This is a genomic window from Oceanobacillus salinisoli, from assembly GCF_009733865.1.
Taxonomy (GTDB): domain Bacteria; phylum Bacillota; class Bacilli; order Bacillales; family Amphibacillaceae; genus Oceanobacillus; species Oceanobacillus salinisoli.
On record NZ_WOFB01000012.1, the window covers coordinates 153,176 to 166,090 of the forward strand.

The window sequence follows — 12,915 nt, forward strand, 5'->3', positions numbered from 1 at the left end:
TCCTCCTCTTATCTTCCAGATCGTGATGACCTGTAGGATTTAGCACCGTCAAAAGCTAGGTTGTCCTTGCTTTGAGGTTGCCGGGCTTCACAGGGCCTATTCCCTCCGCCACTCTTGATAAGAGCTAATTCAATTGATTAATGCCTAGTATAATCGTCAGAATTTTGTTTGTCAACAGATTTAAGGAAATATTTTAATTAAAATAATTTCAGGCTGTTTTATGAGATTATGAATCTTGCTGATAGATTGCGATATAAGAGAGTACACCGTCTGATTCCGCTCCGGCAGTCGCACACCTTAGGGCAACGTTGGATCTTCCTTGGAATGGATCTACTCTACGCACCCGAATGAATTCAGGAACCAATCAAAATGGCACGTAGAAAGGTTCTACGTGCCCGAAAGAACTCAGAAAACAAGCAGAAGGTCACGTAGAAAGGTTCTAGGTGCCCGAAAGAATTTAGGAAACAAACAAAAGGTTACGTAGAAAGGTTCTAGGTGCCCGAATGAATTCAGGAAACAATCAAAAGGAAACGTAGAAAGGTTCTAGGTGACATGATGGAACAAGTTACCTTCACGATACTACTGAAAAAAGGCTGGGGGCATTACTAAAACACCATTTTTAAAGGCGATTGATTTCATGATACAGATACAGTTACGATTTCTCATGATGGTTGTTTATAGTGGAGGGTAGTCGATTCCTGCTGGAAAAGCATGTGTCTAGACTTGAGCAGGAGTGGTTTTCAGCAGAGGAGGGTGAAGCGGTACCAGCGGAAAACGAGTGCCCGGGGCGGAATCTGACAGTGTGCCTTATTTACGTCATACGCCATTAGAAAACAGCCTCGGAAAAAAATCCGAACGAATTAGTATTCTAGCTAAAGAATTTTGAATCATCGTTCGGAATTTTCTTTAACGAGAACAATTTTGTTCCAGTCTCTTTTTCTGTGGCTTTTATGGCAGCGCTACGGATACTCACCAGCTGCACAAAGGTGCGTATAGTGTATATCCGCGGTAGATAAGATACCAATTATCATCCTAAGTTATGCTGCAATTTATGATGTGATTAACTTACTGTAAGCCCCCTACCTACTGATTGGAGAATCCACTTCATATGTACGCCGAGGGCTAAAAGGCGCACTAAAGTTATAAAGGAGCTAAAATCATGTCCAACGACTATGAGCCCTCTCTATGCCCCTCGCTTTTTCGCCTTATGCTCCCTGACAGGACGTTTATAGTGAGAAGCCATGTAGATGATAAGCGCAGCCCAAATAAATAGAAAAGCAATCAAATGTGCATTTGTAAACACTTCGTTATACAGAAATACTCCAATCACCAGCATAAGGGTCGGTGCAATGTACTGCAGGAAACCGACCATTGCCAGTGGAATATGCTTTGTACCACTTCCGAATAAAAGCAATGGTACGGCTGTAACAGCACCAGCCCCAATTAATAAGACATTCGTCATCGAGAACATTTCACCAAACGCAAACGTATTTTCAGGTAAGAGAATAAAATAGATAAGTGCAATTGGTGTGACCATCATTGTCTCGATTGTCAATCCAAACATCGAACTAATGTTAACCGTCTTTTTCAGTAACCCGTAAAATCCAAATGTAAAAGCTAATAATAAAGAGACCCAAGGGAATACGCCAAAGCTAAAGGTTAAGTAAATTACACCGATTCCAGCAAGAAGAAAGGCGATATTTTGACTTCTGGTGGATTTTTCTTTTAATACGATAATGCCAAATAAAATACTTATCAGCGGATTAATGTAATAGCCAAGGCTTGCCTGGATGACATGATCACTATTCACTGCCCAAATAAAAATAAGCCAATTAAGGCTGATTAAAAAAGAGGCCAGTGCAATACTGAGACATTTTTTCGGGTGTCGCAGGATATCTTTACACTCGTCTACAAAAGACCGCCACTTTTGTACAACTAAAATAATAACAAGCATGAATACGAAAGACCAAACAATCCGGTGAGCAAGTATTTCGCCAGAAGGGACATGATTAATGATCTTCCAATAAATGGGTAGGAAACCCCATAACAGATAGGCCCCTACTGTATATATTATGGCCAGTTTTTCCTGATGCTCCATTCAGCACCTCCTCCAATCTTAGTCTAACGTAAAAGCAAATGAAATTAATCCTATTTTAGAGCCAGCCGGGAAATTAAGCAATATCTAATATTAGCGGAAAACGCTTCCAATTATGTGGAGGTAACGCATATAATGGGGTTAAGGCGTTATATTTTCACACGTTAGGAAAGTATAAAATTTTAGCAGGAAGGGACGTAGTAAAAATTTTAATGTACTAATTATAAGAAAAACTAGCACATTCGCTAAAGGACGAGCGAATGCGAGTTTATCTAAAAGTGGGAGGATGAAAAGCATGAAAAAGAAATATAAGCATTTTGAGACTGCAGTCATTCATGATGGATACGATGATAAAACCATGTTGGGAAGTTTAACACCGCCAATTTTCCAAACGTCAACCTATACATTCGATTCAGCTGAGCAGGGGGAGCGGCGTTTTTCAGGAGAAGAAGAGGGGTATATGTATTCCAGGCTAGGAAATCCAACGGTATCGGTTTTGGAAGAGAAAATGGCCGCTCTGGAAAATGGTGAACGCGGGTTAGCCTTCAGCTCAGGGATGGCTGCTGTTTCAGCTGTTCTCATTGCCTTGACGAAAGCAAACGACCATATATTGTGTTCCTCAGGTTTATATGGCTGTACATTCGGTCTGCTTGCGATGATGGAGGAGAAATATCATATTTCCCTTGATTTTTCTGACATGAATACTGAGGAGGATGTTCGATCAAGGATTAAGCCGGAAACCGCAGTAATTTATGTGGAGACACCGATTAATCCTACGATGCAGTTAATTGATTTGCAAATGGTTGCCAAAATTGCCAAGGAGTATGATATTCCCGTTGTTGTTGATAACACATTCTCTTCCCCATATCTTCAGCAGCCCCTTGAATTAGGCTGTGATGTCGTCATTCATAGTGCTACAAAATATATTGGTGGCCATGGTGATGTCATTGGCGGTCTGGCTATTGGGAGGAAGGAATTTATGAATGAAGTTGCCGCAACAACACAAAAGGATGTAGGTGGGGTGATGTCTCCATTTGATGCCTGGCTTTTAATCAGAGGCTTAAAAACACTTCCCGTTCGAATGGATAGGCATTGCGAAAATGCGGAGAAACTGCTCGAACAGCTAAAAGCTCACCCAAAGGTAGGGGAAGTCTATTACCCTCATGATGCGTCTAATCTACACTATTCGATTGGTAAAAAACAGATGAAAAAAGGCGGGGGAATGATTTCTTTTGAGATAAATGGAACGAAACGTGACGCACAGCAGTTTTTAAACCATCTCTATTTTATTAAAATTGGCGTTAGCCTTGGAGATGCACAAACATTGATTGAACATCCTGCAACGATGACTCATGCTGTTGTTCCTGATGAATCCCGCAAGAAGATGGGGATTACGGATCAGCTAATTCGTTTATCTGTCGGTTTGGAAGCATGGGAAGACATATGGGAAGATTTGGAGCAGGCATTGGACCAGTTATAGGCAATAGGTGAGGGACTACACAGAATTGCCCGAATTGCCCGCCCCTCCAACAAGTTATGGACGCATTTCCCAAGGCTCCAATGTTCCGATAACGGTTTCCTTTTGATCGGACTTTATCGCAGTAATCGTTCCTTGGGAAATTTCATCATGGCTAAGCCAGCGTGAGTGGCCATTTTCAATCACAAATCCTAAATATATCCGTCTGTACCGGCATGTATCTGGAACAGGCGCTTTTTCTTTTTTTAGGTACGTGGCACTGCCCTGTATATGGAACAGGTACCATGGAATACTAAAACCTCTAGATTCAATCAAGTGGATGATGGTAGGTAATGCATTTGGGGCCGTGGAATGTATCCAACTGACGACGATTTCCGGGTAGCCATACGTATGGAAAGCAGATGTTAACTTTTTGGTTAGCTGCTGATCATCGTGATAATCGACTAATATGGGATGGAGATTTTCAGGATATAAGGCATTTTCCTTCACGCTTTCAAATTTTTTTCTTTGCCGTGAAACGATTAGGACTTCATACTGATTATTTGCTAACCAAAGACTTACATTCTTTAACATTCCAGTACCGCCAATAACCAATGCACATTTCTTTTTCATCAATGTTCTCCTCCTCATTCCTAATTATATAATAACTAATTGATTTTTCACGATAAATTAATACTTATGCTATGCTAGAGGTAGTATAATATTGGTATATTATTCCTTATAGATATGAAGGGAGTTCAACAATGGGAATACTGACATTCTTATTAGGATTCATTATTGTATTTAATATTTTATTGGGTATTTCTATTGTTTTTCTTGAAAGGAAAAACGCCACCGCTACTTGGGCGTGGTTAATGGTTCTTTTATTTATTCCGGTATTAGGCTTCGTTCTTTACTTGATCTTTGGAAGAACGCTAAATAAAAAGCGTATTTTTACATGGGATAATAAAAGCCGGTCAGAGGTAAAGAAAGTGGTTCAGCAGCAGCTTCAGGCTATAAAGGAAAAACGTTTAGATTTTTTTAATAAGGAAATGGAGGACTATGCAAGTATCGCTTATTTACACCTTCGAAATGATGAAGCGGTATTTACTCAGGATAATGACGTCCAAATTTTTACAGATGGCCTGGAAAAATTCGATGCACTGCTGAATGATATGGAACATGCAAAAAATCATATCCATTTGCAATACTATATTTTAAGAAACGATGAACTGGGCAAGCGAATTTCTGAGACATTAATAAAAAAAGCAAAAGAAGGGGTAGAAGTTCGGGTTCTATACGATGATATGGGATCCCGATCGATAAACAGTAAATTTTTAAAAAGACTGCGTAGAGAAGGTATACAAATTGAAGCATTTTTTCCTTCGCGGTTTCTTCATATTAATTTGGAGATTAACTACCGCAACCACCGCAAATTAGCAATTATTGATGGGGAAATCGGCTATATTGGCGGATTTAATATTGGTGATGAGTATCTAGGAAAGAAGAAAAGATTCGGTTATTGGCGCGACACGCATTTGCGAGTCCGGGGCCATGCCGTCCAAAGTATGCAAACGAGGTTTGTATTGGACTGGAACCATGCTTCCAGAAGAGATATTCTATATGAGGAACGGTATTATAATCCTTTGCCGAGTGGAAATGTTGGGATGCAAATTGTATCCAGTGGCCCAGATTCACAATGGGAGCAAATCAAAAACGGATATATTAAAATGATCCTGTCAGCTAAAGAATTTATTTGTATTCAAACACCGTATTTTATTCCGGATGAAAGCCTTCTTGATGCTTTGCGTATTGCATCTTTTTCTGGTGTTCAGGTGAGGCTGATGATTCCGAACAAACCGGATCACCCCTTTGTCTACTGGGCAACCCTTTCCTATTGTGGGGATTTATTGGATGCGGGGGCAGAAGTTTATATTTATCAAAACGGATTTCTGCATGCGAAGACGATTGTCGTAGATGGAAAGATAGCTTCAGTAGGGACCGCCAATATTGATGTGCGCAGTTTCCGGCTGAACTTTGAAGTAAATGCCTTTTTGTATGATATGGGGATTTCAAAAAAACTCGTTGCAGCGTTTAATGACGATATTAAGCTCTCCACACAAATGACGAAAAAATTATATGATAGACGTACCATTGGAATTCGTTTTAAAGAATCGATATCACGATTAATTTCGCCAGTGCTATAACATAGGAGGATTTATGCAATATGAAAGCAAAAGCTTGTTCTGAATCAAAAGCAGTAAAAACAACACTCATTTTCCCACCTGATACAAATAATCATGGTACCCTTTTTGGTGGTAAGCTGTTGGCTCATATTGATGATGTTGCATCGATTGCGGCCATCAAACATGCGAGACAGCCTGTTGTTACAGCATCTACAGATTCCGTTGATTTTCTGTCCCCAGTTACAGTAGGACAAACCATTAACATTGAAGCATTTGTAACATGGACACATCGTACATCCATGGAAGTTTTTGTCAGAGTTGTAACCGAGAATTTATTGACCGGAGAGGAGAAAGTATGCAATACAGCTTTCTTAACGTTTGTGTCTATTGATGAAAGTGGCAGACCTGTACCAGTACCACCGGTTTATCCAGAAACAGAACATGAAAAAAGACTTCATGAAAGCGGACCAAAACGGGCACAGCAACGAAAAGAAAGAAGACAGCGTTCCAAAGAATTTGCAGAGGAATTTGGAATGGAGTGAAAAAAGTAAGTGAAGAAATTTGCTGGATTTTGTAGAAGTGGAAGGGCATTTATCGGTATACTTAAAGGGGAAGGAGTATATGGATGATGTTCAAAAACCTAAAGGATACATTCAATCGGTTAGCAGATAAAAAAGGGTATAAAGCGGTTATGTCGATTTTAAAAATAGTGTTTGCTGTTTTAATGGCAATTATTGCTCTCATAATAGCCGCTTTTATTTAATGATTTCGAATTATTTTTACAATGAAGAACAAGAAAGAGGACTGCGGGAGTTCACAGTCCTTTATGATTCATGTGATTTTTCTACTTCTTCATGTGTAACATGGTCAGTGGCCCAGTTTTGAATTTCTTTTATGACGGGTTCTAACGCTTTGCCTTTTTCTGATAAAGAATACTCAATCCGTACAGGAAATTCTGAATAAATATTCCGTTCAACAATACCTTCTTTTTCTAGCATTTTTAAACGATCAGAGAGTAATCTCCCACTAATTGGCAAATCTGCTTCCATCTCAGAAAAGCGCTTCGTTCCTTCCAATAAGTCAAATAAAATGAGTCCAACCCAGCGTGTGCTTAGAAGTCCCATTGCTTTTTCAAATCGTGGACATAAATTCTCCATTCTGATCACCTCACTCTACTAGGTTCATCTATACTAAATTCATGCTAATTACAAAAAGTAACTTAATATTATATTATCAAATTCTTTTCTTTGAGTAAATAGTAATAGAAATTTGCCCTAGATAGGACTCTCTTATAACAGCGCGTTATCGATGCTGAAATCCAAAGTAAAAGGTGAATCTTACCGGGGTTACCAGTATTTTCCGGTACTTCAAGTTGTGTGAGTATGTTTGGTAATTTATATATATTTGTGGAATAATAACGGTATACGAAATAAATGGTTGGAGGTAAATAGGATGGTAGATGAGAAAACCCTTGAAAAATATGCAGAATTAGCCTTAAAAACGGGGGTTAGTTTGCAACCGAATCAGGCTTTAATGATTAATGCGCCGATAGAGGGTGCTGATTTCACAAGAATTGTTGCAAGAAAAGCATATGAATTAGGTGCAAAAGACGTACATATCAACTGGTCAGATGATGAATTGACATTGTTGAAATATGAGAATGCACCAGATGAAGTGATTGGTTCGTTCCCGGATTGGAGAGTCAAGCTTTATGACATGTATGCAGAGGATGGAGCAGCTGTGTTGAGCATTCGTTCTACTAACCCGGATTTACTGCAGGATATTGATCCTAAACGGGTAGCGATGGCAAACAAAGCATCAGCGGAAGCAATGAAGAACTTCCGCAAATATACGATGAACGACAAAATCCCTTGGTCGATTATTTCCATTCCTTCTGGGGACTGGGCACAGAAAATCTTTCCGGATCAATCAAAGGAAGAGGCGGTGCAAAGTCTTTGGGAGGCCATTCTGAAAATTGTCCGTGTGGATAAGGATGATCCTGTTGCTGCTTGGGATGAGCATAATGCCACATTAAAATCCAAGCGTGAAGAATTAAACGAGAAGAATTATAAGAAATTAATTTTTAAAGCGCCGGGTACCGATTTGGAATTGGAGCTTCCTGAGGGTCATGTTTGGAAAGGTGGTTCTGCAGTAGCGGAATCGGGAGTTGTATTTAATCCGAATATGCCAACAGAAGAAGTATTCTCCATGCCGCATAAATATGGTGTCAATGGAACGGTTTCCAGTACGAAGCCACTGAACTATGGGGGAAGTGTCATAGATAACTTCAGCCTAACGTTTAAAGATGGGAAAGTGGTTGATTTCAAAGCGGAAAAGGGAGAAGAAGTGTTAAAACATCTGCTTGATTCTGACGAAGGTGCACGTAGATTGGGAGAAGTTGCCCTTGTTCCGCATGAATCACCGGTTTCACAATCTGGTCTCATTTTTTACAACACGTTATTTGACGAAAATGCTTCATGCCATATCGCTCTCGGGAAAGCGTATCCAACTAACGTGAAGGATGGTTCAGCAATGTCAGATGAGGAACTGGACCAGCATGGTGTCAATGATAGCCTTATCCACGTTGACTTCATGATTGGCTCAGAAAAACTGGATATCGACGGCATTAAACAGGACGGCACAACCGAACCAGTCTTCCGCAACGGAACCTGGACCTAAGAGGTGCCTGTCACTTCCCGGTTTTTGTCGAATTTTGGCTGTGAAACAATGGCCCTATCCAATCTCTTAAAAACAAAAAATCCGCTCCATCCCAAGGAGCGGATAAAACCCTACATGAATTCATTTTTAATTAGTACAGCTTTTATTTTTGTATAATCATATTCTTCCGGCAAAGCTTCTTTCAAAGGTTTCAGCCTTTGTTCGGTTATTTCCTCTCTGGCTGCTAAAACGGCTGCTTCCTCTTCTTTATTAAAAAAGATTTCCCATGCGAGGGGGTGTCCATCCTTGTAAGCTTTGAATATATGACTCTCAATTGTTTGCTTCGACATATCGCGGACAGCTGCAATCTCTTTTAACGATTTGCCGGACCGAAACATTTGATAACTAATCAAATGGCTGGGCCGATCATCATCGGGATTCCCTGGCTTAGGTTTAGGGGTGGAAGAATCGGTGATACGAACCCGCTTCTTTACATCCGGATGGTCAGACCGCCACTTTCGAATAACATCTAAAAAGGCTTCCCCATATTGTTCGTACTTCTTCTCTCCGACACCTTTAATCTCAAGCATGTCCTCTTTTTCAGTAGGGAAGTAGCGGCTTAGTTCCTTTAATGTGGCATCGGAAAATAAGACGTATGGTGGAACGCCTTTCTCATCAGCAATTTCTTTACGTAATGCACGAAGATCGGAGAACAGGTCTTCAAAATAATCTGCTTCCTCACTGGCCGGAATGGTGGTGGTAAACATTTCAACCCGCTGATTTCCCTTTAAAACATCCACAGATTTTTGATTCAGCTTTAATGTTGGATATTTACCTTCTTCGGTTGCAAGCAGTCTTTCGGCTATGAGAAATTGAATCTGTTCGGTAAGTTCCTTTTCGGTGTAGGCGGACATGATGCCGTATGTGGTCAGTTTATTTAGCCCAAATTCCTTCACTTTCTTGTCCCTTGACCCCTTTAAAACTTTGGCAGTCATCGTAACGCCGAATCGTTCTCCCATCCTTTTTACGCATGATAGGATTTTTTGCGCCTCTTCCGTAATATCGCTTTTCTCCTGTCGCTCGACACAATTGCTGCAGCGTCCGCATCCATTTACTGGCTTCGTATCATCAAAATAATCCAAAATAAAAGCCTGCAGACAACTGTGGGTGTGACAGTAATTGATCATTTCCTGAAGTTTTCGGTATTCATCTTGCTTAGAAGACTCGTCCATCATCGATTGTTCAATGAGAAACTTTTGCAGTTGGACATCCTGTGCGGAGAACAATAGGATACAATCACTTGGCTCCCCGTCACGGCCGGCCCTCCCAGCTTCCTGATAATAGGATTCAATATTCATTGGCATCGCATAATGAATGACATATCGCACATTGGATTTGTCAATACCCATACCAAATGCATTGGTCGCTATCATGATTGTTGTTTCATCATGAATAAAAGAACTTTGTGCTTGTTTCCGATCCACTTCGGACATTCCAGCATGGTACTTTGCAACGGATACACCACGTCGGGTCAATTGGTCGTGAAGGGTGTCTGCCTGTTTCCGGGTTGCCGTATATATAATTCCTGACTCATCCGTATGTTCGTTTAAAAAGGAGCGGATATAACTTGCCTTATCCTTCCCTTTGACGACATGAAAAGCTAAGTTTTCCCGTTCGAACCCGGTGTTCACTACATGGTGGATGTTCAGTAGTTGCTGGATATCGGAAATGACCTCTTCTGTTGCCGTAGCGGTTAAGGCTACAAAGACAGGGATGTTTTGAAATCCTTTTAAATTCGTAACAATGGAACGATAGCTTGGCCGAAAGTCATGTCCCCATTGAGAAATACAATGTGCTTCATCAAAAGCAACCAGGGCAATTTGAATACGTTTTATTACATTCACAAAAATCCCTGATTCAAATCGTTCTGGAGCTACGTAGACAAACTTATAACGGCCAGATGAAACGTCATTTAATCTCGTTTGCTGTTCCGATGGGCTGAGGGAGCTATTAATATATGTAGCAGGGATACCATAAGAATTCAGTGCATCCACCTGGTCCTTCATTAATGAGATTAATGGGGAAATAATGATCGCTGTTCCATCCATGGATAAACCGGGGATTTGGTAGCATAGGGACTTCCCGCCACCTGTAGGCATGACAGCAAGTGTATTGTTCAAATGCAAAATCTGCTCAATCGTATCTTTCTGGCCTGGACGAAAAGACTCATAACCAAAATAGGTTTGCAGAATTTTCTCCTCTTTTGTAATCATGAATACAATCCTCCTTTGTATTATTTTTGGAGCCCATTTTATAACTTACAATAGATTAATCCTACCATAAATTTATATAAATTGGCCCCTTATATCGAAATTTAGAATTTTGATAATAGGACACACTAATAGGTATAAACTAATAGAGCCATACTGTAATGGAACTAGAACTACAAGTATCTTTACTTCTTATTACAACAGAGCCTAATTCATTTACATACCTCGTCTACATCTATAAAATAACCCTATACACTTTTAACTAAGGAGGGATGAGATGGTTCCTTCATTACTATTTGAGATTGCTCTTATTGGTATGTTAGGTATCGGATCGCAATGGATTGCCTGGCGCTATCGTATGCCGGCGATTGTCATTATGTCGATTACCGGTTTATTAGTAGGACCAATCTTGGGAATAATCAATCCGGAAAGAGATTTTGGCGATTTGTTCAGCCCGGTTATTTCAGCTGCGGTTGCCATTATCCTATTTGAAGGTAGTTTAAATTTAAGTTTTAAGGAATTAAAGGGTATAGGAAAACCTGTTTTTCGAATTTCCACGTTAGGGGCATTTATTGCCTGGATTTTAGGATCATTGACGGCTCATTACATAGCTGGATTATCATGGGCAGTTGCCTTTGTCATTGGGGGGCTATTCATTGTAACTGGACCAACCGTTATTATGCCATTACTTCGACAGGCAAAATTAAACCCAAGACCAGCTAAGGTATTAAAATGGGAAGGGATTATCGTTGACCCTATTGGTGCTTTAGTCGCAGTTTTTGCTTTTGAAATCATTGCCGTACTTACAGCAGAAAATCCAAATGGTGATCAGCTTATTATGTTCTTTGTGGCTTCGATTTTTGCTGTCATCTTAGGCTGGGCGTTAGGAAAAGGACTAGGTTGGATGTTTGAAACTGGTCATATCCCGGAATTCCTAAAATCACCTGCTGTAGTTGTTGTGGTCATTTTCTGCTTTACAGCGGCTGATTTAGTCATGCATGAAACAGGATTGTTATCCGTAACAGCAATGGGGATTACGTTAGCTAATATGGGGATAAGCTCCATTTCCGATATGAGGCATTTTAAAGAAAATATCTCCGTGCTCCTTATTTCTACAATTTTTATTATGTTAACCGCTTCTCTAGAGATAGAAACACTGCTTCATATCTTTAGTCCGAACATTATTGGCTATGTTTTGTTAATGATGTTTATAGTACGACCATTGTCCATCTTTTTGTCTACGATTGGAACTGGTTTATCATTAAATGAGAAATTACTGCTTGGCTGGATTGCACCAAGGGGAATTGTTGCTTTAACGGTCTCCAGTTACTTTGCTTCTGTTTTACTTTCGCAAGGTTATGAGGATGCACGAATTCTAACTACTTTAACTTTTGCTCTCGTTTTTTCAACGGTACTTGCCCATGGGTTTACCATTGGCTGGTTAGCAAAAAAGCTGAACCTGTCACAGAGAGGACATCCTGGTGCATTGATTATTGGAAGCAATCCATTTACGGTCCGGCTGGCAGAATCATTAAAGAATTCGAATATCCCTGTGATTATTGTAGACTCATCTTGGGGAAATCTAAGTCTTGCACGTAAAGCAGGTGTACCGTTTTACCTTGGAGACATGCTCTCCGAACAAACCGAGCATATGCTGGACACGATTCCGTACGATTATTTGCTCGCGGTTACGGATGACCATTCCTATAATGCATTAACATGTACAACCTTTCTGCCTGAATACGGAAGAACCAATGTCTTTAAGATTAGTCCGTATACCCATTTTGAGGATGGCTATTCCAGTGGAGTTGTTTCAAAGGTCGGAGGAAGAATCCTGTTTGACAGGAAATTCTCATGGGATGACTTAAATGAAAAAATTGAAAGTGGTTATGTTTTCCGAAAGACGACACTGACGGAACAATTTGGACTGAAACAATACCTGGATGATAAGGATGAATCGACTGTATTCCTCTATTTAATTAAACCAAATGGTGTTTTAAAATTTTTCTCAGAGGAGATGCGGACGATTCCGGCAACAGGGGATGTAATTGTCAGTTTAACCCCTCCACTTAAAGAAAAGGAAAAAATTCAAGCTAGATTGGACAAGGAACGTGTAAAATCCATGAATTAAGAGTGAAATCAAATCGATTTCACTCTTTTTCTTCTAAGTACAAAAAACTAGCGTATGCGAGGTTTTCTAAACAGATAGGGGCTGGAAAAATTACTGTTGGACCAGGTTCTACCGCTCCG

The 12,915-nt window shown here is 40.1% G+C and carries 10 protein-coding genes and 1 riboswitch; of the genes, 6 read left to right on the forward strand and 4 right to left on the reverse strand.

The genetic code is table 11. The annotated features are described in order from the left end of the window. Positions 1 to 5: 5 nt before the first annotated feature. A riboswitch (SAM riboswitch) is annotated at positions 6 to 124 on the reverse strand. 1,059 nt (positions 125 to 1,183) lie between these two features. Further along, complete coding sequence (rarD, locus tag GMJ66_RS09860; protein WP_156290152.1) at positions 1,184 to 2,098, reverse strand: EamA family transporter RarD; 915 nt, start codon at positions 2,096 to 2,098, stop codon at positions 1,184 to 1,186. Positions 2,099 to 2,390: 292 nt separating this feature from the next. Here rarD and megL point away from each other — a divergent pair, with 292 nt between their 5' ends. Further along, a complete protein-coding gene (gene megL / locus GMJ66_RS09865; protein ID WP_156290153.1) occupies positions 2,391 to 3,575 on the forward strand; it encodes a methionine gamma-lyase in 1,185 nt (394 codons plus the stop codon). A 54-nt stretch (positions 3,576 to 3,629) separates the two neighbouring features. On the opposite strand, the gene GMJ66_RS09870 is transcribed toward megL, so the two are convergent. Continuing rightward, positions 3,630 to 4,184, reverse strand: a complete 555-nt coding sequence (locus tag GMJ66_RS09870; protein WP_197046655.1) for a short-chain dehydrogenase — start codon at positions 4,182 to 4,184, stop codon at positions 3,630 to 3,632. 131 nt (positions 4,185 to 4,315) lie between these two features. On the opposite strand from GMJ66_RS09870, the gene cls reads away from it, so the two are divergent. The 3 genes from cls to GMJ66_RS09885 all read left to right on the forward strand — a co-directional run bounded on the left by cls (position 4,316) and on the right by GMJ66_RS09885 (position 6,500). Further along, the gene (gene cls, locus GMJ66_RS09875) at positions 4,316 to 5,758 is read left to right on the forward strand and encodes a cardiolipin synthase (protein WP_156290155.1); all 1,443 of its coding nucleotides are present in this window, start codon (positions 4,316 to 4,318) and stop codon (positions 5,756 to 5,758) included. Positions 5,759 to 5,778: 20 nt separating this feature from the next. After that, positions 5,779 to 6,279: an acyl-CoA thioesterase gene (locus GMJ66_RS09880; protein ID WP_156290156.1), complete on the forward strand. Its 501-nt coding sequence runs from the start codon at positions 5,779 to 5,781 to the stop codon at positions 6,277 to 6,279. Between the two features lie 83 nt (positions 6,280 to 6,362). Next, the gene (locus GMJ66_RS09885) at positions 6,363 to 6,500 is read left to right on the forward strand and encodes a hypothetical protein (protein ID WP_156290157.1); all 138 of its coding nucleotides are present in this window, start codon (positions 6,363 to 6,365) and stop codon (positions 6,498 to 6,500) included. Positions 6,501 to 6,561: 61 nt separating this feature from the next. Here the strand turns inward: GMJ66_RS09885 and GMJ66_RS09890 are convergent, their stop codons facing one another. After that, positions 6,562 to 6,894: a winged helix-turn-helix transcriptional regulator gene (locus tag GMJ66_RS09890; RefSeq protein ID WP_156290158.1), complete on the reverse strand. Its 333-nt coding sequence runs from the start codon at positions 6,892 to 6,894 to the stop codon at positions 6,562 to 6,564. 295 nt (positions 6,895 to 7,189) lie between these two features. Between GMJ66_RS09890 and GMJ66_RS09895 the strand changes: the two genes are divergently transcribed. Further along, positions 7,190 to 8,416 carry an aminopeptidase gene (locus tag GMJ66_RS09895; protein ID WP_156290159.1) on the forward strand — a complete coding sequence of 409 codons (1,227 nt, stop codon included), beginning with the start codon at positions 7,190 to 7,192 and terminating at the stop codon, positions 8,414 to 8,416. Positions 8,417 to 8,526: 110 nt separating this feature from the next. Here GMJ66_RS09895 and recQ read toward each other — a convergent pair whose 3' ends face one another. Beyond that, the gene (gene recQ / locus GMJ66_RS09900; protein ID WP_156290160.1) at positions 8,527 to 10,668 is read right to left on the reverse strand and encodes a DNA helicase RecQ; all 2,142 of its coding nucleotides are present in this window, start codon (positions 10,666 to 10,668) and stop codon (positions 8,527 to 8,529) included. A gap of 274 nt (positions 10,669 to 10,942) precedes the next feature. On the opposite strand from recQ, the gene GMJ66_RS09905 reads away from it, so the two are divergent. Beyond that, positions 10,943 to 12,796: a cation:proton antiporter gene (locus GMJ66_RS09905; RefSeq protein WP_156290161.1), complete on the forward strand. Its 1,854-nt coding sequence runs from the start codon at positions 10,943 to 10,945 to the stop codon at positions 12,794 to 12,796. Positions 12,797 to 12,915: the final 119 nt, after the last annotated feature.

Excerpts from the sequence above, each read along its gene's own strand:
- GMJ66_RS09905 (WP_156290161.1), top strand. The coding sequence starts at position 10,943 with ATGGTTCCTTCATTACTATTTGAGATTGCTCTTATTGGTATGTTAGGT.
- rarD (WP_156290152.1), bottom strand. The coding sequence starts at position 2,098 with ATGGAGCATCAGGAAAAACTGGCCATAATATATACAGTAGGGGCCTAT.
- megL (WP_156290153.1), top strand. The coding sequence starts at position 2,391 with ATGAAAAAGAAATATAAGCATTTTGAGACTGCAGTCATTCATGATGGA.
- GMJ66_RS09895 (WP_156290159.1), top strand. The coding sequence starts at position 7,190 with ATGGTAGATGAGAAAACCCTTGAAAAATATGCAGAATTAGCCTTAAAA.
- recQ (WP_156290160.1), bottom strand. The coding sequence starts at position 10,668 with ATGATTACAAAAGAGGAGAAAATTCTGCAAACCTATTTTGGTTATGAG.
- GMJ66_RS09870 (WP_197046655.1), bottom strand. The coding sequence starts at position 4,184 with ATGAAAAAGAAATGTGCATTGGTTATTGGCGGTACTGGAATGTTAAAG.
- cls (WP_156290155.1), top strand. The coding sequence starts at position 4,316 with ATGGGAATACTGACATTCTTATTAGGATTCATTATTGTATTTAATATT.
- GMJ66_RS09880 (WP_156290156.1), top strand. The coding sequence starts at position 5,779 with ATGAAAGCAAAAGCTTGTTCTGAATCAAAAGCAGTAAAAACAACACTC.
- GMJ66_RS09890 (WP_156290158.1), bottom strand. The coding sequence starts at position 6,894 with ATGGAGAATTTATGTCCACGATTTGAAAAAGCAATGGGACTTCTAAGC.
- GMJ66_RS09885 (WP_156290157.1), top strand. The coding sequence starts at position 6,363 with ATGATGTTCAAAAACCTAAAGGATACATTCAATCGGTTAGCAGATAAA.